The sequence below is a fragment of the Pandoraea communis genome, assembly GCF_902459745.1.
Lineage (GTDB): Bacteria > Pseudomonadota > Gammaproteobacteria > Burkholderiales > Burkholderiaceae > Pandoraea > Pandoraea communis.
This window is the reverse complement of the sequence record NZ_CABPSJ010000006.1, coordinates 362,774-384,539: the sequence shown is the minus strand read 5'-3', so window position 1 is coordinate 384,539 and position 21,766 is coordinate 362,774. Positions and strand designations below refer to the sequence as shown.

At 62.6% G+C, this 21,766-nt stretch carries 14 protein-coding genes; 12 read left to right on the top strand and 2 right to left on the bottom strand.

Annotated features, from left to right (window positions below; genetic code table 11):
- Window positions 1–430 precede the first annotated feature (430 nt).
- Window positions 431–4,537, top strand: a complete 4,107-nt coding sequence (gene rpoB, locus PCO31110_RS21610) for a DNA-directed RNA polymerase subunit beta (protein ID WP_010804160.1) — start codon at window positions 431–433, stop codon at window positions 4,535–4,537.
- Window positions 4,538–4,563: 26 nt separating this feature from the next.
- Complete coding sequence (rpoC, locus tag PCO31110_RS21605; protein ID WP_010804159.1) at window positions 4,564–8,775, top strand: DNA-directed RNA polymerase subunit beta'; 4,212 nt, start codon at window positions 4,564–4,566, stop codon at window positions 8,773–8,775.
- A gap of 197 nt (window positions 8,776–8,972) precedes the next feature.
- Here rpoC and PCO31110_RS21600 read toward each other — a convergent pair whose 3' ends face one another.
- Window positions 8,973–11,168: a TonB-dependent receptor family protein gene (locus PCO31110_RS21600; protein WP_150691331.1), complete on the bottom strand. Its 2,196-nt coding sequence runs from the start codon at window positions 11,166–11,168 to the stop codon at window positions 8,973–8,975.
- A 500-nt stretch (window positions 11,169–11,668) separates the two neighbouring features.
- Between PCO31110_RS21600 and hpaH the strand changes: the two genes are divergently transcribed.
- From hpaH to PCO31110_RS21555, 9 genes are all read left to right on the top strand, one after another.
- Complete coding sequence (hpaH, locus tag PCO31110_RS21595) at window positions 11,669–12,478, top strand: 2-oxo-hept-4-ene-1,7-dioate hydratase (protein ID WP_150691330.1); 810 nt, start codon at window positions 11,669–11,671, stop codon at window positions 12,476–12,478.
- 57 nt (window positions 12,479–12,535) lie between these two features.
- On the top strand, window positions 12,536–13,321 hold the full coding sequence (gene hpaI, locus PCO31110_RS21590; protein ID WP_150691329.1) for a 4-hydroxy-2-oxoheptanedioate aldolase: 786 nt from the start codon (window positions 12,536–12,538) through the stop codon (window positions 13,319–13,321).
- 52 nt (window positions 13,322–13,373) lie between these two features.
- Window positions 13,374–14,849, top strand: a complete 1,476-nt coding sequence (locus PCO31110_RS21585; RefSeq protein ID WP_150691328.1) for an aldehyde dehydrogenase family protein — start codon at window positions 13,374–13,376, stop codon at window positions 14,847–14,849.
- A 53-nt stretch (window positions 14,850–14,902) separates the two neighbouring features.
- Window positions 14,903–15,766 carry a DODA-type extradiol aromatic ring-opening family dioxygenase gene (locus tag PCO31110_RS21580; RefSeq protein ID WP_010804154.1) on the top strand — a complete coding sequence of 288 codons (864 nt, stop codon included), beginning with the start codon at window positions 14,903–14,905 and terminating at the stop codon, window positions 15,764–15,766.
- Window positions 15,767–15,778: 12 nt separating this feature from the next.
- A complete protein-coding gene (locus PCO31110_RS21575) occupies window positions 15,779–16,729 on the top strand; it encodes a fumarylacetoacetate hydrolase family protein (protein ID WP_010804153.1) in 951 nt (316 codons plus the stop codon).
- 4 nt (window positions 16,730–16,733) lie between these two features.
- A complete protein-coding gene (locus tag PCO31110_RS21570) occupies window positions 16,734–17,723 on the top strand; it encodes a 2-dehydropantoate 2-reductase (RefSeq protein ID WP_010804152.1) in 990 nt (329 codons plus the stop codon).
- Window positions 17,724–17,998: 275 nt separating this feature from the next.
- Window positions 17,999–18,931: a LysR family transcriptional regulator gene (locus tag PCO31110_RS21565; RefSeq protein WP_010804151.1), complete on the top strand. Its 933-nt coding sequence runs from the start codon at window positions 17,999–18,001 to the stop codon at window positions 18,929–18,931.
- A 198-nt stretch (window positions 18,932–19,129) separates the two neighbouring features.
- Complete coding sequence (locus PCO31110_RS21560) at window positions 19,130–19,537, top strand: DUF302 domain-containing protein (RefSeq protein WP_150691327.1); 408 nt, start codon at window positions 19,130–19,132, stop codon at window positions 19,535–19,537.
- A 274-nt stretch (window positions 19,538–19,811) separates the two neighbouring features.
- Complete coding sequence (locus tag PCO31110_RS21555; RefSeq protein ID WP_010804149.1) at window positions 19,812–20,522, top strand: dienelactone hydrolase family protein; 711 nt, start codon at window positions 19,812–19,814, stop codon at window positions 20,520–20,522.
- A 294-nt stretch (window positions 20,523–20,816) separates the two neighbouring features.
- Here PCO31110_RS21555 and PCO31110_RS21550 read toward each other — a convergent pair whose 3' ends face one another.
- Window positions 20,817–21,125, bottom strand: coding sequence for a DUF4148 domain-containing protein (locus tag PCO31110_RS21550; protein WP_150691326.1), 309 nt, complete (start codon window positions 21,123–21,125; stop codon window positions 20,817–20,819).
- Window positions 21,126–21,276: 151 nt separating this feature from the next.
- Here PCO31110_RS21550 and PCO31110_RS21545 point away from each other — a divergent pair, with 151 nt between their 5' ends.
- Entirely contained in the window at window positions 21,277–21,675 is a 399-nt protein-coding gene (locus tag PCO31110_RS21545) for a CopD family protein (RefSeq protein WP_150691325.1), read from the top strand.
- Window positions 21,676–21,766 lie beyond the last annotated feature (91 nt).

The window sequence follows — 21,766 nt, the reverse complement described above, 5'->3', positions numbered from 1 at the left end:
TGCAAATCCCATAAAGGATGTGCGGAATTCGAAAGCCGGCGCGAAGCAGCGCCAAGTGGTTGAAAGCAAAATGATTTCGCCAAAGTCGATGCAAACCGTGCTGTTTCAAACGCGTGTCCCATCGGCGAGTTGAGCGAAAGCACGGTACCAGGGAAGTACGGAAGACGTATCGAAGAGGCCAAAGAAAAAATCGCGCGGCGTGTGTCTGCGGCGGTTTTCTCTTTGTCTTCTGAAGCGACTGCAGAAGGCAAGTTTGGTCGGGCGACGGGCAACACAGGCATCCGTCGCCGTCAGCCAGCGGTTGGTAGCGGCCAACCACCAAGCTCGTTGCTCTACGGCAAGCCCGCCGTGGGGGACGTCTGGTCTCAGTCGATGAACACCCGTTGACGATGCCTGCCGTCGTCGTCAGCGTAGTGATTCGGAGATCGTAATGCACTATTCCTTCACCGAGAAGAAACGCATTCGCAAAAGTTTTGCGAAGCGTCCGACCGTGCACAAGGTGCCGTTTTTGCTGGCCACCCAGCTCGCCTCGTACACATCGTTCTTGCAAGCCGATGCGCTTGCATCGGAGCGGAAGCCGGAGGGTCTGCAAGCAGCCTTCTCCTCCATTTTCCCGATCGTTTCTCACAACGGGTTCGCACGCCTGGAGTTTGTCAGCTATCTGCTCGGTACTCCTGCGTTCGATGTCAAGGAATGTCAACAGCGCGGCCTGACCTTTTGCTCGGCCCTGCGCGCCAAGGTTCGTCTGGTGATTCTCGACAAGGAATCGCCGAACAAGCCCGTCGTCAAGGAAGTCAAGGAACAGGAAGTGTACATGGGCGAAATTCCGCTCATGACCTCGACGGGTTCCTTCGTCATCAATGGCACGGAACGTGTCATCGTCTCGCAGCTGCATCGTTCGCCGGGCGTGTTCTTCGAACACGACAAGGGCAAGACGCACAGCTCGGGCAAACTGCTTTTCTCCGCGCGTATCATCCCCTACCGCGGCTCGTGGCTGGACTTCGAATTCGATCCGAAGGACATCCTGTACTTCCGCGTCGACCGCCGTCGCAAGATGCCGGTCACGATCCTGCTCAAGGCCATTGGCCTGACGCCGGAACAGATCCTCGCGAACTTCTTCGTGTTCGACAACTTCAAGCTGATGCCGGAAGGCGCACAGATGGAGTTCGTGCCGGAGCGTCTGCGCGGTGAAGTCGCGCGTTTCGATATCACGGATCGCGAAGGCAAGGTCATCGTCCAGAAGGACAAGCGCGTCAACGCGAAGCACATCCGTGATCTGGAGAACGCCAACACCAAGTTCATCTCGGTGCCGGAAGACTACCTGCTCGGCCGTGTGCTCGCGAAGAACGTGATCGATGGCGATACCGGCGAGGTGATCGCCAACGCCAACGACGAAATCACCGAAAGCGTGCTGGTCAAGCTGCGCGAGTCGGGCGTGTCGGACATCCAGACGCTGTACACGAACGATCTGGACCAGGGTTCGTACATCTCGGCCACGCTGCGTATTGACGAAACCGCCGACCGGACGGCTGCGCGTATCGCGATCTATCGCATGATGCGCCCGGGCGAGCCGCCGACCGAAGATGCGGTCGAGGCGTTGTTCAACCGTCTGTTCTACAGCGAAGAAGCGTACGACCTGTCGAAGGTGGGTCGTATGAAGTTCAACCGTCGTGTTGGCCGTGACGAAGTGCTCGGACCGATGACGCTGGAAGACGACGACATTCTCGCGACCATCAAGATCCTCGTGGATCTGCGTAACGGCCGCGGCGAAGTCGACGACATCGACCACTTGGGTAACCGTCGTGTGCGTTGCGTCGGCGAACTGGCCGAAAACCAGTTCCGTGCCGGTCTGGTGCGTGTCGAGCGCGCTGTGAAGGAACGTCTGGGTCAGGCCGAGTCGGAAAACCTGATGCCGCACGATCTGATCAACAGCAAGCCGATCTCGTCGGCCATTCGCGAGTTCTTCGGTTCGTCGCAGCTCTCGCAGTTCATGGACCAGACCAACCCGCTGTCGGAAATCACGCACAAGCGTCGCGTGTCCGCACTGGGACCGGGCGGTCTGACGCGTGAGCGTGCAGGCTTCGAAGTGCGCGACGTGCACCCGACTCACTACGGTCGTGTGTGCCCGATTGAAACGCCGGAAGGCCCGAACATCGGTCTGATCAACTCGCTGGCACTGTACGCTCGCCTGAACGAATACGGCTTCCTCGAGACGCCGTATCGCAAGGTGGAAGACGGCAAGGTCACCGACCAGATCGACTACCTGTCGGCCATTGAAGAAGGTCGTTACGTGATCGCTCAGGCGAACGCGTCGATCGGCGAAAACGGCGAACTGACCGACGAACTGGTCTCGTCGCGTGAAGCTGGCGAAACGCTGATGGTCACGCCGGACCGCATCCAGTACATGGACGTGGCGCCGTCGCAGATCGTGTCGGTGGCAGCCTCGCTGATTCCGTTCCTCGAGCACGACGATGCGAACCGCGCATTGATGGGTTCGAACATGCAGCGCCAGGCCGTGCCTTGCCTGCGTCCGGAAAAAGCGGTCGTCGGTACGGGTATCGAACGTACGGTGGCGGTTGACTCGGGTACGACCGTGCAGGCGTTCCGTGGCGGCGTGGTCGATTACGTCGATGCCGGCCGTGTGGTGATTCGCGTGAACGACGATGAAGCCGTTGCCGGTGAAGTCGGCGTGGACATCTACAACCTGATCAAGTACACGCGTTCGAACCAGAACACCAACATCAACCAGCGCCCGATCGTGGAAGTGGGCGACAAGGTGGCGCGCGGCGATGTGATCGCCGACGGCGCGTCGACCGATCTGGGTGAGCTGGCGCTGGGTCAGAACATGCTGATCGCGTTCATGCCGTGGAACGGTTACAACTTCGAGGATTCGATCCTGATCTCGGAGCGCGTCGTTGCGGAAGACCGTTACACGTCGATCCACATCGAAGAGTTGAACGTGGTCGCTCGCGACACGAAGCTCGGACCTGAGGAAATCACGCGCGACATCTCGAACCTGGCGGAAGTGCAACTGAGCCGTCTGGACGAGTCGGGCATCGTGTACATCGGCGCGGAAGTCGAAGCCGGCGACGTGATGGTGGGCAAGGTCACGCCGAAGGGCGAAACCCAGCTCACGCCGGAAGAAAAGCTGCTGCGCGCGATCTTCGGCGAGAAGGCATCGGACGTGAAGGACACGTCGCTGCGTGTGCCGTCGGGCATGAGCGGCACGGTGATCGATGTGCAAGTGTTCACGCGTGAAGGCATTCAGCGCGACAAGCGCGCTCAACAGATCATCGACGATGAACTGAAGGGCTACCGCCTGGACCTGAACGACCAGCTGCGTATCGTGGAAGGCGATGCATTCCAGCGTCTGGAGCGCTTCCTGGTGGGCAAGACGGCCAATGGCGGTCCGAAGAAGCTCGCCAAGGGCACCAAGCTCACGAAGGAATACCTGGCCGATCTGGATCGCTACCACTGGTTCGACATCCGTCTGGCCGACGACGAAGGCGCGCAACAGCTCGAGCAGATCAAGGAATCGATCGAGCAGAAGCGTCACCAGTTCGATCTGGCCTTCGAAGAAAAGCGCAAGAAGCTCACGCAGGGCGACGAACTGCCGCCGGGCGTGTTGAAGATGGTCAAGGTGTACCTGGCAGTCAAGCGTCGTCTGCAGCCTGGCGACAAGATGGCCGGCCGTCACGGTAACAAGGGCGTGGTCTCGAAGATCGTGCCGATCGAGGATATGCCGTACATGGCCGATGGCCGTCCGGCCGACATCGTGCTCAACCCGCTCGGCGTGCCGTCGCGGATGAACGTGGGTCAGATTCTCGAGTCGCACCTCGGCTGGGCAGCGAAGGGTCTGGGCTGGCGTATCGGCGAAATGCTGCAAGCGCACACCAAGGTCCAGGAAGTTCGCAAGTTCCTGACGAAGATCTACAACGAGAGCGGTCAGCAAGAAGATATCGACAGCCTGTCGGACGACGAAATCATGTCGCTGGCGCGCAACTTGCAGAACGGCGTGCCGTTCGCAACGCCGGTGTTCGATGGTGCCCATGAAGAGGAAATCCACCGCATGCTGGATCTGGCGTTCCCGGATCACATCGCGAAGGAACTCGGCATGACGCCGTCGAAGAATCAGGTCACGCTGTTCGACGGTCGTACGGGCGAAGCCTTTGAGCGTCCGGTCACTTGCGGCTTCATGCACATGCTCAAGCTGCACCACTTGGTCGACGACAAGATGCACGCGCGTTCGACCGGTCCGTACTCGCTGGTGACGCAACAGCCGTTGGGCGGTAAGGCTCAGTTCGGTGGTCAGCGTTTCGGTGAAATGGAAGTGTGGGCACTGGAAGCCTATGGCGCATCGTATGTGCTGCAGGAAATGCTGACCGTGAAGTCGGATGACGTGACGGGTCGTACGAAGGTGTACGAAAACCTCGTCAAGGGCGATCACGTGATCGATGCCGGCATGCCGGAATCGTTCAACGTGCTGGTCAAGGAAATCCGTTCGCTCGGTATCGATATCGACCTGGAGCGCGGTTAATCGCGTTCAGGCAACAGGAGAAAGCAATGAAAGCTTTGCTCGATCTATTCAAGCAAGTCCAGCAGGACGAACAGTTCGACGCGATCAAGATCGGTCTGGCTTCGCCGGACAAGATCCGTTCGTGGTCGTTCGGCGAAGTGAAGAAGCCGGAGACGATCAACTACCGGACTTTCAAGCCCGAGCGTGACGGTCTGTTCTGCGCAAAGATCTTCGGTCCGATCAAGGACTACGAATGCCTTTGCGGCAAGTACAAGCGCCTGAAGCACCGTGGCGTGATCTGCGAGAAGTGCGGCGTGGAAGTCACGCTGGCGAAGGTGCGTCGCGAGCGCATGGGCCACATTGAGCTGGCCTCGCCGGTCGCGCACATCTGGTTCCTGAAGTCGCTCCCGTCGCGTCTGGGCATGGTGCTCGACATGACGCTGCGCGACATCGAACGCGTGCTGTACTTCGAAGCGTATGTGGTCCTCGAACCTGGCATGACGCCGCTCAAGCGTTGCCAGATCATGACGGAAGAGGATTACTACAACAAGGTCGAGGAATACGGCGACGAATTCCGTGCCGAGATGGGCGCGGAAGGCGTGCGCGAGCTGCTGCGCTCGATCGACATCGATCAGCAGGTCGAGCATCTGCGCGCCGAGCTGCAAGCCACGGGCTCGGAAGCCAAGATCAAGAAGTACGCCAAGCGCCTGAAGGTGCTCGAGGCCTTCCAACGCTCGGGCATCAAGCCCGAGTGGATGGTGCTCGAAGTGCTGCCGGTGCTCCCGCCCGAGCTGCGCCCGCTGGTGCCGCTCGACGGTGGCCGCTTCGCGACCTCGGACCTGAACGACCTGTATCGCCGCGTCATCAACCGTAACAACCGTCTGAAGCGTCTGCTCGAGCTTAAGGCCCCGGACATCATCGTGCGCAACGAAAAGCGCATGCTGCAAGAGTCCGTGGACTCGCTGCTCGACAACGGCCGTCGCGGTAAGGCGATGACCGGTGCGAACAAGCGCCCGCTCAAGTCGCTGGCCGACATGATCAAGGGTAAGAGCGGTCGTTTCCGTCAGAACCTGCTGGGTAAGCGCGTCGACTACTCGGGCCGTTCGGTGATTACCGTGGGCCCGACGCTCAAGCTGCATCAGTGCGGTCTGCCGAAGCTGATGGCGCTCGAACTCTTCAAGCCGTTCATCTTCCACAAGCTGGAAGTGATGGGCGTGGCCACGACCATCAAGGCCGCGAAGAAGGAAGTCGAGAACCAGACGGCCGTGGTGTGGGACATCCTCGAAGAGGTGATCCGCGAGCATCCGATCATGCTGAACCGCGCACCGACGCTGCACCGTCTGGGTATCCAGGCGTTCGAGCCGGTGCTGATCGAAGGCAAGGCAATTCAGCTTCACCCGCTGGTTTGCGCGGCATTCAACGCCGACTTCGACGGTGACCAGATGGCCGTTCACGTGCCGCTGTCGCTCGAAGCGCAGATGGAAGCGCGTACCCTGATGCTGGCCTCGAACAACGTATTGTTCCCGGCTAACGGCGATCCGTCGATCGTGCCGTCGCAGGATATCGTGCTGGGTCTGTACTACGCGACGCGCGACAAGATCAACGGCCGCGGCGAAGGCTTGTCGTTCATCGACGTGTCGGAAGTGCTGCGTGCGTACGACAACAAGGAAGTCGAACTGGCTTCGCGCGTGAACGTGCGTATCACGGAGTACACGGTCGATCCGGAAACGGGCGAAAAGACGCCGAAGATCACGCTGTACCCGACGACTGTCGGCCGCGCGATCCTGTCGGAAATTCTGCCGCCGGGCCTGCCGTTCTCGGTGCTGAACAAGTCGCTCAAGAAGAAGGAAATCTCGAAGCTGATCAACACGGCGTTCCGTCGTTGCGGTCTGCGCGAGACGGTCATCTTCGTCGACAAGCTGATGCAGTCGGGCTTCCGCCTGGCAACGCGTGCCGGTATCTCGATCTGCGTCGACGACATGCTCGTGCCGACGAAGAAGGAAGAGCTGATCGGCGAAGCGTCGAAGAAGGTCAAGGAATACGACCGTCAGTACATGTCGGGTCTGGTCACGGCACAAGAGCGTTACAACAACGTCGTGGACATTTGGGGTGCTACCGGTGACGCCGTGGGTAAGGCGATGATGGAGCAGCTCTCGAAGGAAAAGACGATCGATCGCGACGGCCACACCGTGGATCAGGAGTCGTTCAACTCGATTTACATGATGGCCGACTCCGGTGCGCGCGGTTCGAGCGCCCAGATTCGTCAGCTCGCCGGTATGCGTGGCCTGATGGCCAAGCCGGACGGCTCGATTATCGAGACGCCGATTACCGCGAACTTCCGCGAAGGCCTGAACGTGTTGCAGTACTTCATCTCGACCCACGGTGCACGTAAGGGTCTGGCCGATACGGCGTTGAAGACGGCAAACTCGGGTTACCTGACGCGTCGTCTGGTCGACGTGACGCAGGATCTGGTCGTGGTTGAAGACGATTGCGGCACGAGCAACGGCGTGGCGATGAAGGCGCTGGTCGAGGGCGGTGAAGTGGTCGAAGCCCTGCGTGACCGTATCCTGGGTCGCGTGGCAGTGGCTGACGTCGTGAATCCGGAAACGCAAGAGACGGTGTACGAGGCCGGCACGCTGCTCGACGAAGACGTCGTCGAGATGATCGAAACGCTGGGCATCGACGAAGTGCGCGTGCGCACGCCGTTGACCTGCGATACGCGCTACGGTCTGTGCGCAGCCTGCTACGGCCGCGACCTGGGTCGTGGTTCGCGCGTGAACGTCGGCGAAGCGGTCGGCGTGATCGCAGCGCAGTCGATCGGTGAACCGGGCACGCAGCTTACGATGCGTACGTTCCACATCGGTGGTGCGGCATCGCGTGCGGCAGTGGCCTCGTCGATCGAAGCCAAGTCGAACGGTACGGTTCGCTTCACGGCGACCATGCGTTACGTGACGAATGGCCGTGGCGAGCAGATCGCGATCTCGCGTTCGGGCGAAATCCTGATCACGGACGATCACGGCCGTGAGCGCGAGCGTCACAAAGTGCCGTACGGCGCCACGCTGCTGCATCTGGACGGCGCACAGGTCAAGGCCGGTGCCCAACTGGGGACGTGGGATCCGCTGACGCGCCCGATCATTACCGAACACGGCGGTTACGCCAAGTTCGAGAACGTCGAGGAAGGTGTCACGGTTGCCAAGCAGATCGACGATGTGACGGGGCTGTCCACGTTGGTCGTGATCGATCCGAAGCGCCGTGGTCCGGCGTCGAAGAACGTGCGTCCGCAGGTCAAGCTGCTCGACGAGAATGGTGTGGAAGTGAAGATCCCGGGTACCGATCACGCTGTGACGATCGGCTTCCAGGTGGGCGCACTGATTACCATCAAGGACGGTCAGCAAGTGCCGGTGGGCGAAGTGCTCGCACGTATCCCGACCGAAGCGCAGAAGACTCGCGATATTACGGGGGGGCTGCCGCGTGTGGCCGAACTGTTCGAAGCGCGTGCACCGAAGGACGCCGGCATTCTGGCCGAAGTCACGGGTACCACGTCGTTCGGTAAGGACACGAAGGGCAAGCAGCGTCTGGTCATTACCGATCTGGACGGCAACCAGCACGAGTTCCTGATTCCGAAGGAAAAGCAGGTGCTGGTGCACGACGGTCAGGTGGTGAACAAGGGCGAAATGATCGTGGACGGCCCGGCCGACCCGCACGACATCCTGCGCCTGCAGGGTATCGAAGCGCTGGCACGTTACATCGTCGACGAAGTTCAGGACGTGTACCGTTTGCAGGGTGTGAAGATCAACGACAAGCACATCGAGGTGATCGTTCGCCAGATGCTCCGTCGTGTACAGATCACCGACAATGGCGATTCGCGCTTCATCATCGGCGAACAGGTCGAGCGTTCGGACATGCTTGACGAGAACGACGCCATGAACGCTGCGGACAAGCGTCCGGCGCAGTACGAGAACGTGCTGCTGGGTATTACGAAGGCGTCGCTGTCGACGGATTCGTTCATCTCGGCGGCATCGTTCCAGGAGACGACGCGCGTGTTGACCGAAGCCGCCATCATGGGCAAGAAGGACGACCTGCGTGGCCTGAAGGAAAACGTCATCGTCGGCCGTCTGATCCCGGCAGGTACGGGTCTGGCGTATCACAAGGCCCGCAGGGCCCGCGAGACGTCGGATCGCGAGCGTCACGACCAGATCGCTCTGGAAGAGGCGTTTGCCCCGATGCCGAACTCGGTGGAAGAGCCTACGGCAGAGTAATCAGGAAGGCGGCGCTTGCGAAAGCAAGCGCTGCCGGCCCGAAACCGACGTCGTTACAGAAACGGCACCCTTTGCGGGGTGCCGTTTTTTTTTGAGGAATTGCGTCATCGCGATAACGGTCACGTTGAAGGGGCACGTGCAGGATGCGAAGGGCGCGATCCCGTCGGCATCGCGCCCGCGCCTTAACCGTTTCCGGATCAGAACCCGAAGTGCCCCTGCACGTAGACCATGCGCGGTGCGCCGACCATGCGTCCCGCGTTGCCGTCCACGTTACGCGTGTAGTAGCGCTTGTCGAATATGTTGTTCAAACCCACGGTGACGTCGGCATTCTTGTAACCGGGGAGCTTGTACATCGTTTGCAGGTTCCACACGCGAAAGCCCGGCACCTTGCCGTTGCTGCCATCGGCCGATTCCACCGCGGTATTCGCCAGATCCGAGTACTGCGAGCTTTGGTGCGTGGTCGAGACATTGAACGTCCACTGACCGATCTCGTACCGAGCGCCGAGCGTGTCGGTGACGCGCGAGTAGAACGGCACATCGAGACCGGCGGTCGCGCCCGACTTCTGGATCGCACGCGTGTAGGTGAAGTTCGCATACACGTTCAGCCCGCGAAGCACGCTGTCGCGATCGAACGTGTAGTCGACGGCAGTTTCGATACCGTCGTGATTCGTCGCACCAATGTTCTGGAAGACAGGCGGGTTCGTGCCGGACACTTGCAGAATCTGATTGTCGAACCGCATATGGAAGGCGGTCAGCTCCGCCTTCCAGCGCTTATCCGTCCAGCGTGTACCGATTTCATACGTGCGCGCCAGTTCCGGCACCAGCGGGTTGGTGGCCGACATCGAGTTCAACTGTGAATTCTGCACCGGTCCGAACGACGTGCTGTAGTCGGCGAATACCGTCCACGCATCGTTCACCAGATACGACAGGTTCACCGACGGAAGCGGCTTGTTGTTGTCCGTTCGATAGGTTGCGCCCGACGCGTTGTCGACGCGCTGCGAGCGGATCGCTTCGTAGCGCACGCCCGGCGTGAAGCGCCAGTTGCCCCACGCCATGCGATCGTCGATATAGAACGCGCTCGCGTTGGTGAAGTTGTTGAACGTCTGAGTGGCCGAGTTGCGGCCAGTGGCAAGGGTCGTGGTCCAGTTATTGTCGTCGCCGCGCTCGTGCACGTAACGGTAGCCGACAGTCACGTCGTGTGCGGTCGGGCCGAAGAAAAGACGCTGCGTGAAGCGTGGCTCGATGCCGAACGTCTGATAGTTGCGTGGTTGGTGCGTGGTCTGAGTGTAAGTCGAGTTGACCAGCGTGCTCTGGCGGTAGCTCTCGTTGTAGAACGTGCGAACCTCGAATTCCTGCGTCTCGGACAAGGTGTTCAGATACCCGAAATCGAGGCCGGTGCGGTTGCCGCTCCAGTAGTCGTTCGGACGCGTGTTCTGGAATGGGTCGGCGTTGTATTGCGCGACGCTCAGGCCGCCGGGCGTCTTCGACTTCACGTCGTAGTACGAGACCTTGCCGTACACCTGCTGGTTCGGTGTGATGTCGTAGCGCCACTTCAGCGCCAGGTCGTTCACGCGTTCGTCGCTACCCTTGCGCCAGTCGCGTCCGACCATGCCCGAATACAGTAGCGCGAGCCCCAGGCCGTTGTCCATCTGCGTGCCGAGGAACACGCCGTACTGCGTGTTCGCGCCTCCCCCCGTGGTGTAGATGTTCTCTCGCACCGTGGCATCTGCGGTGAGGCCTGGCGTGTTGGGAATCGAACGGGTCTTGAAGTTGATCACCCCGCCTACGTTCTGCGGCCCATAGCGCACGGCGCCGCCGCTGCGCACCACGTCGATGCTCTCGATGTTGAACAGACTCACCGGGGCGAACGACAACTGCGGCTGGCCATAAGGGGCCACCGCCATGGGAACGCCGTCGAGCAGCACGGTCGAACGCGGCGTGAATCGGCCGGATAGACCGCGTACCCCGATGTTCAGCGAAATGGCGCTGCCGGCGGTGCCCGAGTTGTCCGTGGCTTGCACCCCCGGAATGCGGCGCATGACGTCGCCGATGCTCGTCGCACCGGATTCCTCTATCTGCTGCTTCTTCACGACGGTGCGCGCGCCGGGAAACGTTTTCGCGCTGTTGTCGAGTCCGGTGCCGAGCCAGTCGCCCGAGACATTGACCGCGCCGAGTTCGACGTCGGCCTTGGCTTCTGCGGCTGGGTTGGCCGGTGTCGTCTGCTGCGCATGGGCGATGCCGAGCGTTGCCATAAGCAACGCAGCGGCACAGACGGTGGCGCGGGGGCGACGAGCCGGGGAGGTGAGGCGATCGACTTGAATGGGACTGGCGGCGCTAACCGTGCTCGCGGCGTCGGCGGCCACGTGCATACGGCGACTTACGGACATCTTCATCTTGGCTGACCTTCGTAACTGCGAGAGTGTGGCGAGCGCTAGCCGCCGGCAAAATCGGAGACAGCGGCGTTCGTATCGTTACGCGTAACGCGTCGTAATAAAGCGTCGCAGATTATAAATGCAAATCACTCTCATTTCTAATTTGTCTTCCTGAGTCTCGAGCGCCAATGGTCGGCGGAGGCAGGGACGGAAGACGAAAGTGACGAGAAATGCCGAGGTTGCCAGCAGAAGTCGGTCAATGGCGTTGTGAAGCGTGGAGAAAGGCTGAAAGGCGGGCTTCGCCGGACGGGGTTCAACGCACGGTTGAAGATGCGGCGGTCTGGCGCCAGCGGGGGCATTCCGCGCGGACGGGACGCATCAGGCGCCGCACGATTATCCAGTTTTACTTATGAATCGCCCAAAATCGATTGATTGTCGGTGGCGCGGGCGACCGTAAGAATAGCGGCTATCGACCGACAAAACACGCCGCCTGCGCCGGGCGGTGCCATGGAGACAACGCGATGCCGACGCTCGATGCCTCGACTCATCAGGCCCTTGCCCGCGAGCTGCACGATGCCGAGCGCAGCCGCACGCCTGTCATGCAGTTTTCCCGCCGCTATCCCGACATGACGATCGCCGACAGCTACGCGATTTCGCAAGCGTGGCTGGCATTGAAGTACGCGCAAGGCCGTCGCATGATCGGGCACAAGATCGGGCTGACGTCGCGCGCCATGCAGGTTGCCGCGCAGATCGCCGAACCCGATCACGGCACGCTGCTCGACGACATGCTCGTGGCCGACGGCGCGACGCTCGAGGCCTCGCGCTTCATCGTGCCGCGCCTCGAAGTGGAGTTGGCATTCATTCTGGCCAAGCCGCTCAAGGGGCCGGGTGTCACGCTGTTCGACGTGCTCGACGCCACCGCATGGGTGACGCCGGCACTCGAATTGATCGACGGCCGCATCGAGCTGTTCGACCGCGACACGAAAGCGCCGCGCAAGGTCTTCGACACGATTGCCGACAACGCGGCCAATGCGGCGGTGATTCTTGGCGGGCGTCCCGTGAAGCCGGACGCGGTCGACCTGCGCTGGACAGGTGCACTGCTCTATCGCAATGGCGTGATTGAAGAGTCGGGCCTGAGTGCGGCCGTACTCAACCATCCCGGCAACGGCATTGCGTGGCTCGCCAACAAGCTGGGGGCATTCGACGAAGGGTTGCAGGCCGGCGAAATCGTACTGGCGGGGTCGTTTACGCGGCCCGTGGCCTGTGCAGCGGGCGACGTCTTCCACGCAGACTACGGCCCGCTCGGCGCCATCGGTGTGCGCTTCGTCTAACCTTGTGCGAGGGCGCGCGCCGCGCCTGTCCTTCCGTATCTCACTGGAGCCGATGTCATGAAAACACCCCCGAATCTCTTCAAGCAGGCACTCGCGCGCGGCGAGCGTCAGATCGGTCTGTGGCTGGGACTGGCGACACCGTACGCTGCCGAATTGTGCGCGGGCAGCGGCTTCGACTGGCTGGCGATCGACGGCGAGCACGCGCCGAACGACTTGCGCACGATGCTGGCGACATTACAGGCGGTGGCGCCGTACCCGACGCATCCCATCGTGCGGTTGCCCCACGGCGATGCCGTGTTGATCAAACAGGTGCTCGAAATCGGTGCGACGACGCTGCTCGTGCCGATGGTCGAGTCTGCCGCGATGGCTCAGACCCTTGTCAGCGCCACGCGCTATCCGCCGCAGGGCATACGCGGCGTAGGCAGCGGATTGGCGCGCTCCTCGCGGTGGAATCGCTACGACGACTATCTGCATGCCGCGAACGATACGACCTGTCTGCTTGTGCAAGTGGAGACGGCCAATGCGCTGGCGCAGGTCGACGACATTGCCGCCGTCGAAGGCGTCGACGGCGTGTTCATCGGTCCGGCCGATCTCGCCGCGTCGATGGGCTATCTCGGTCAGGCAGCGCATCCCGAGGTGCGCAAGGCCATCGACGATGGCATCGCGCGTATTCGCCGCGCGGGCAAAGCCGCCGGCATCCTGTGTGCCGACGAGACGCTTGCCCGCCATTACCTCGACCAGGGCGTGACTTTCATCGCGGTAGGCATCGACACTGCGTTGCTCGCGAGCGCGAGCCGTTCGCTGGCCGCGAAGTTCGTCCCCGGCAAAGACGCGACGCGCTGAGGACGCGCCGTGGGCTTCACGTCGTCCCTCACCCTTTCGCAAGAGACATGGCATGAGTGCTACCCGCTTTGACGTCACCGGCGTATCGGTATCGCCCGACCACTATATCGACGGTCGCCGCGTGGCGTCCGACGATACCTTCGAGTGCTTCTCGCCCATCGACCAGACCCGGCTTGGCGACATCGCCGGTGGCAGTCTGACGCATGTCGATGCGGCGGTGACGTCGGCAGCGCTGGCGTTTCCCTCGTGGGCGGCGCTGGGAGCGGCGGGGCGTCAGCCGTATCTTCAGCGCTTTGCCGAGGCGATCGGGCGTCGCGCCGACGCTTTCGCTACGTTGGAGAGTGCCGACGCGGGTGTGCTGCGCTCGCGTATGGCACACGGCGTGGTGCCGCGGGCGATGCAGAACCTCACATGGTTCGCCGAGCATGCATTGACGTTGCAAGACCGCGTGATCGAGACGCCGCAGGCGCGCCACCTCGTGCGTCACGACCCGGCAGGGGTGGTTGCGGTGATCACACCATGGAATTCGCCGCTGATGCTTGCGACATGGAAGATCGGTCCGGCGCTCGCATCTGGCAACACGGTGGTATTGAAGGCCCCGGAGTGGGCGCCACTCACTTCCTCGCTGCTCGCCGACTGCGCGCACGAAGCGGGCTTGCCGCCAGGCGTGTTCAATCTGTTGCAGGGCTCGGGGGCAGTGACTGGGGCGGCGCTCGTGAGCGACGCACGGCTCGCCCGTATCTCGTTCACGGGATCGGTGGCAACGGCCAAGTGGATAGCGAAGACGGCGGCGGCCAACCTCGTGCCTTGCAGTCTGGAACTGGGCGGCAAGTCGGCCTTCATCGTGCTGGCGGATGCCGATCTCGACGCCGCCGCCGCAACCGCCGCATTGATGTATCGCAACGCGGGACAGGTGTGCCTGGCGGGCACCCGTTTGCTGGTGCATGCCGGCGTGGCGACGCTGTTTACCGAAAAGCTGCGAGCGCAGGTTGAGCGTCTGGTGGTGGGCGATCCGCGCGACGGGGCTACCGAGATCGGTCCGATCATTCACATGCGCCAACTGGAGCGCGTGCAGAGCTTCGTCGAACGTGCTGTCGCAGGGGGCGCGCGTGTGCTCTGGGGCGGCACGCGGCATCCGTTCGGCGCGCAGTATTTCGCGCCGACGCTGCTTACCGATTTGCGCCAGCGCGACGAGATCGTGCAGCAGGAGGTCTTCGGTCCCGTGCTCACCCTGCAAACGTTCGCAAACGACGACGAAGTCGTCGATATGGCCAATGGCACCGACTACGGGCTGGGCGGCGTGTGTTATGGCGACGAGGCGCGTGCCATTGCCGTGGCGGAGCGCGTTCGCACCGGCTTCATCTGGATCAACAGTTTCGGCATTCGCGATCTTGCCGCGCCGTTCGGCGGCATCAAACGCTCGGGCATCGGACGCGAAGGCGGCGACTGGAGTTTCGAATTCTTCTGCGACGTCAAGGATGTCGTCGTACCCCGGCAACCGTTCAAGGCGAGCTTCAGCCATCGCTGATGCGCCGCGCACAGCGACATAACGACATCACAACGAGAGGAGAGGAGCGCAACATGGGACAGATCGTCGGCGCGGCACTGGTGTCGCATCACCCCGGCCTGATGCAGTGCGAGGAGTTTCGCGTATTGCAGGGCGCGGGAGCGGATTCGGACCTGATTCCCGGCTATGCGCGGGTGCGTGAGCACATCGTGGCGGCGCGCCCGGACGTCATCGTGATTTTCGACTCGCACTGGTTCACCACGGGCTATCACCTGATCGATGGCGGTGCGCACTACTCGGGCAGGTACATCTCCGACGAGATGCCGTGGTATCTGCACGGTGTGCCGTACGACTATCGCGGGCATCCGGAGCTGGCGCTGGGCATCGACGCCGTCGCGCGCGAGCGTGGCGTGCGCGCCCGCGCGGTGCAGCATCCCGATTTGCCGCGCCATTATCCGACGATCAACGTCATCAAGCAGATGCGGCTCGACGGGTGGCCGATCGTCACCGTGAGTTCGTGCCAGAACTGCGAGACGCCGCATTTCCTGGAGTCGGGCGAAGTGATCGGCGAGGCGATTCGCCGCAGTCACCTACGCGTGGTGATGCTGGCGTCGGGGGCGTTGAGTCACAAGTTCAACGGTATCGACTGGAAGCCGAATCATCCGCGCATTTTCCACGAGAGCAATGTGTCGCGTCCGGAGAATATCGCGAGCGACAAGCGGGCGATCGAGGCGTTTCGAGAGGGGCGTCACGACCGGATTCTGGCCGATTGGGACGACGACTACCGCACGCGACCGTGGGAAGCGCACGGAGCGCACTATTTGCAGATGGTAGGGGCGTTGGGCGGCGCGGCGTGCCGTAACGCGGGCACGGTGTTGTCCGAGTACGAGAACGCGCGCGGCACCGGCAACGTGCATATCTGGTTCGACACCCTCTGACAAGGCGAGACCATGGACTTCCAATTTCCGTTGCGCGAATTGCCTGCCGTAATGCGCGGCCCGCGTGTCGAACGCCGTCGTATCCTGCTCGGCGGCAGCGCGTTCTGGGGCACGATCGTCGAGGAAGGGGCAGAGCGCGGACTGCTGCGGCTTGATGACGGGCGCACCGTCGATCCGCAGACGGTGGCGCACCTGCCGCCGGTCGAGCCGTCGAAAATTGTCGCGGTGCATATCTCCTATCGCTCGCGTAGCATGGAGACGCGCAACAAGCCGCAGCCGACGGACACCCCGACGTACTTCACGAAGCCGCCGACCTCGTTGAACGGGCACGGTGGTCAGATCCTCAAACCAGCGGACTGCCGCTATCTGAACTACGAGGGCGAGTACGCCGTGGTGATCGGGCGTACGTGCCGGAATGTGCTGCCGGATGAGGCGTGGGATTACGTCGAAGGCTTCTGCCCGGCGCTGGATATGGGACTGCAAGACTTTCGCGACACGGATCAGGGTTCGATGCTGCGCGTGAAGGGCGCCGATACGCTGTTGCCCATCGGCCCCGGCATCGTGCGCGGCGTGAATCTGTTCGCGCAGACATTGCGCACGTATCGCAATGGGCGCGTTGTGCAGGAAGCGGATATCGGCGACGAGACGATCTGGGGTCCGCACTACGTGATCGCGGACCTTGCACGGCACATCACGCTGGTGCCGGGCGATGTGATCCTGATGGGTACGCCCTGTCATTCGCGCTCTGTTGACGCCGGCGATCTCGTGGAGTGCGAGATCACGGAACTCGGACGGCTTTCCGGCATGGTCGTGCGTATCGACGCGCCGCGTGCGGCGGCGTTAGGAGTGGGGCATGCGCCGGGCGACAGCCCTGAAGTGCGCCGGGTGGCGCTGGGCTTTGATGAACGGGTGCCGGAGCGATTCAAGGAAAACTATCGACTCGCGGCACATCGACAGGAGTGAAGGCATGAAGGTGACGATCATTGGCGCGGGTGCCATCGGTGGTTTGCTCGGTTTGAAGCTCGCGGCAACGGGCGAGGCGCAGGTTAGTGCGCTGGCGCGCGGCGCGACGCTGGCGGCGCTGCGTGAGCACGGCTGGCGAGTGAAGCAGGGTGAGACGCTGGCAGTGGCGCCGGTCGCGGCGGTGTATCCGCTGGAAGAGGCGGCGAAGCTGGGCGTTCAGGATCTGGTCGTGATTGCGGTGAAGGGGCCGGCGCTCGCGCAGGTGGCTGCGTGCGTCGCGCCGTTGCTCGGGCCGCAGACGCTGGTGTTGCCCGCGATGAACGGCGTGCCTTGGTGGTTTTGCAAAGGCGTGACGCCTTTTGGCGACGAGACGTTGACGAGCGTCGATCCGCAAGGGGCGATTGGCGCGGCGATTCCGCAGGCGAACGTGATCGGTTGTGTGGTGCATGCGAGTGCGGCGACACCGGCGCCGGGATTGGTCGATCACAAGATGGGGCGAGGCCTCATCATCGGCGAGCCGGGCGGCGGAACGAGCGAGCGTGTGCAACGGCTTGCGGCACTGCTCACGCGTGCGGGTTTCGACGTGACGGCGTCGGAGAACGTGCGTCTCGACATCTGGTACAAGCTGTGGGGCAATCTGACGATGAATCCGGTCTCGGCGATCACGGGGGCGACCATCGATCGGTTGCTGGACGATCCGCTCGTGCGGGCGTTTTGCTCGGCGGCGATGCGCGAGGCGGCGGCGATCGGCGCAAAGATCGGTTGCGCGATCGAGCAGTCGCCCGAAGACCGGCATGAGGTGACGGCCAAGCTGGGCGCGGTCAAGACATCGATGCTGCAGGACGTGCAAGCGCAGCGTCCTATCGAACTCGACGCGTTGGTCGGCGCGGTGCGAGAGATCGGCCAGCGCGTAGCCGTTCCCACGCCCAACATCGACGCCTTGCTCGGCCTGACGCGGCTCTTCGGGCGGGTGCATGGGTTGTATCCACAATAAGCCGGTCGTCTGGCGAAGCAAAAAAGCACCTCGGTGCCCTTTTTGACGATCCGCGGGGCAGCGGCTCGATATCCGCCGGCACCGCAGATTCGGCGTTGCATACGGCCTGCATGACCGGCAGGCGCTCGTCGTCGAAATCAATGCGGATCGACAGGTTGACCTTGTGCTGACACGGGGCGTGTGAATTTCAACAATCGATTGTGGGCGACGCCCCTTCACGGAACAATCAATCGATTTTGGTCTATTCGTCAGCAAAACTTGATAATCGACACGTCATGCCCCTGACCCGCGTTACGCTCCGCCAGTTCGAAGCCTTGGTGGCCATCGCCGAATTGCATAGTTTTGCGGAGGCCGGCAACCGGCTGGGGCTCACGTCGTCCGCCGTGAGCCAACTCGTCGCCGAACTCGAATCGGTGCTCGGCTTTCGCATCTTCGATCGCACCACCCGGCGAGTGGCGTTGTCCAGCGCGGGGCGCGATTTCCTCGCCTCGGCCGAATCGGTGCTGCGCCATGTGCAGGCTGCCGAGAAGACCGCCGACGATCTGCGCAACCGCGCAGCCGGCATCGTGCGCGTGGGGGCGCCGCTCGTGCTCGCCAGCATGGCGCTGCCTGCGGCGATTCGCGCTTACGCCGACACGCGGCCCAAGGTCGTGGTGCGCGTGGTCGACACGCCGGTGGATATGCTCATCGATCATGTCGCCAACGGCGATCTCGATCTGGCCATCGGTCCCAACCGTGCCACCGGCGCGCATGTCGCAGGAGCACCCGCGTTCGACAGTCCCTGGGTGTTGTGGTGCACGCCCGATCACCCGCTTGCACGCCGGCGCCGCGTGCGTTGGGCAGACTTGCGCGACACGCCGCTCGTAGCCGCCGGACGCGATCATGAACGCAGCGTGGCGCAAATGCGCTTGTCCGCGCCGCCCGACGCGCGCATCACACCTATCGATGTCGTCGATAACGTCACGACGGCACTCGGTGTCGCGGCGCAAGGGCTGGCCGCGACGCTGACACCCGGCTATGTGGCCGCGCTCGCGCATCCGTTCGGTTTGGTGATGCGGCGTGTCGTGGCGCCCGAGACGATTCGTCAGGTGTGTGTCTATCGTCCGCTGTCTCGCGCCGCCTCGCCGGCGGCGGAAGGCTTTGCGCAGTTCTTGCTGGAATGGCTGCCGCAGTGGAACGAGCGAATCATGGCGGTGCCTCAGGAATGAACCGGATGCAACGGCGCGCGCAATGTCGGGACGGTGACTGCGGTATCCACCGGTTTCAACGCTTCGCGCGATGGCTTCGCGCAGAGGGTGGCGCAGCATCGGGAGGGACAAGCGTGTGGCGTTACACTGATCGTTCGCCGCGCAAACGGGCGCGGGAATGGCTTTCGACTCCGGCCACAGCGTTCGAGGAGACCCCGTATGACAGCCGATTTCGTGCATCCCGCCACTGTCACGTCATGGCGCAGCCCGGTGGATTTCAACGCCACACTGACGCGCGTGATCGATGCGCTCAAGCAACACGGCATGACGATCTTCGCGGACATCGATCAGCGTGCGGCGGCCGCGTCCGCCGGACTGGAACTACGACCGACACGCCTGCTGCTCTTCGGCAACCCGAAGGGCGGCACCCCGGTGATGGCCGCCAATCCGCATGCCGGGCTGGAGTTGCCGCTCAAGGTAATGGTGTGGGCGGCGTCCGCCGACGAGGTGCGGGTGGATTTTCTGAATCCCGGGCCGTCATTGAGTGCCCTGTATGGCATCGGCTCTGCGCAGGCGGCGGGATTTGGCGGCGTGGCGAAGCTGCTCGACGCCGCACTCGCGGGGTGAATGCGCGACTCGGGTTCGGCCGTCGAAACCGTGCGACGCGTGATGCGGGCGAGGTGTTGAGGACTGGCGGCGCAAGGTGACGATGTGCGCTTGCTCACTGCCCGCACAGCCTTGTACGGCGGGCTTTGCCGCGTGCTGTGCGGCAGCGCAAAAGTGCCTATACTGATCCGGCCTCACTGCGCGCGGCCGGCGCTGTCTGCGGCGCCCCGTTTCTGCGGGCGTCCGGACACTGCCCGGCGCAGGCATCCCCCCTTTCTTTGATGGAGTAACTTCCGTGTCGAACAGTCAATGGATCCGTGTCGAAACCGTGGACGGCGCCTTCGATGCCTATCTGGCTTTGCCGCCGTCGGGTAAGACGGCGAATGCCCCGGGCATCGTGCTGGTGCAGGAAATCTTCGGCGTGAACGAACACATTCGCGGCGTTGCCGATCAATACGCGATGGACGGCTACGTGGTGCTCGCGCCGGACATCTTCTGGCGCGCCGCCCCGCGCGTGGAATTGGGCTATTCGGGCGATGACCTGGCCCGGGCGATGGAACTGCGCCAGTCGGTCGACGTCGAGAAGGCCGTGAAAGACATCGAAGCCACGGCCAAGGTGCTTCGCGCCAAGATCGACGGCCATGCGAAGGTCGCCGTTGTCGGCTATTGCTTTGGCGGTCTGCTGTCGTACCTGAGCGCGGCACGCGGGCTGGTCGACGCCGCCGTGCCGTATTACGGCGGCGGCATTCACAACTATCTAGGCGAGGCGGCCAAGCTGAACGTGCCGGTGCAGTTCCACTATGGCGCATTGGACAGTCACATCACGCCGGATATCGTGAGCGCCGTGAGCGATGCCGTGAAGTCGCGTCCGAACACCGAAGTGTTCGTGTACCCAGAGGCCGATCACGGCTTCAACTGCTGGGCACGTGGTTCGTATCATCAGCCGTCGGCGGCGTTGGCTCACGGCCGCGCGCTGGAGTTCCTCGCGAAGTGGCTGACGAAGTAAGTCTTGACGTCGTGCGGTAGAACGGCAAGAAGCCCGCTTCGGCGGGCTTCGTCGTTTCCGGGCACGGCATTGGGGATCTCGCGAACCGGCCGGCTGCACAGCGGTTCGCTAAAAAAGCCCGTCGCAGGAGCGACGGGCAAAGTCCTGTGCGTTGAACCACTACGCACAGCGACAGGAGTCTTGGGTCGGGAAGACCGGAGATCACGCTATGCGTCGGCGGATGCCGGCGCGTCGTTATGCGCAGAACAACGCGCCGGGGCCTCTAATGAGAGGCGCGCGGCGCGGCGAGTTACATTACGAACCGAAGTAGGTCATGCCGGCGCGTTGCTGGCCGCCAACCGAACCCATCGTGACCGGAGCGCTGGCCGATACCGGCTGTGCCTTGGGGGCGGTCTTCGGGTACACGGTGTCGTGTTGAACCAAGAGACCGGCCTGTTGAGTCTGAATCAGTTCCTGACGCACCTGAGCGCGGCTCAGAACGCTGGTTTGCGGCACCCACGAGAATTCCGAGGGACCTTCGAAGGCGTCGCTGGCGAAAGCCGAACCGGCCGAGACGGCCAGCATTGCACAAACCAGAGCAGAGGTAATAAGGGGGCGTTGCATGATGTTCTTCTCCTGTCTTTTGAAAGGGGCGATGTTGATTTCATCGTCGACAGTAGAAGTCTATTGGTGCTGGCCCCGTGGATAAAGGCGACTTAGAACAAGCAATTCTTGCTGATAAAGAAATAATTCATCGACACCCCAGGAGACGCCGATGCTCTATTTGTGGATCAAGGCTGTGCATCTGATTGCGGTGATTACGTTGATTGCCGGGATGGTGACGATGGCGCTGGGCGGGCGTCTCGTGCAGCCGGAATGGAGGCGCCTCGCGCGGCGCGCGGACTATAGACTGGCGTCGCCCGCGTTGATCGTGGTGTGGCTAACGGGCCCCACGCTGGCGATCATGGCGAATTGGTGGAGCGCACCGTGGCTGATGGCCAAGCTGGTTCTGGTGCTGGTCATCTCGGGGCTGCACGGCCGCCTGTCTGCCACACTCCGTCGGCTCGAGCGCGACGGTGCCACGACACCGCCCGCACTTTTTCAGCGTGCGCTGCCCGTGACACTGGTCTCGATGGCGGTGATCGTGGCGTTGGTGATCGTCAAGCCGTTCTGAACGGTACGCAACGAGCAACGACGCGCCAAGGGATTCAGCTTGGTGGGCGGGCGCGGCCGGTGTTACGCTGGAGACATCGCCAAAAACGACC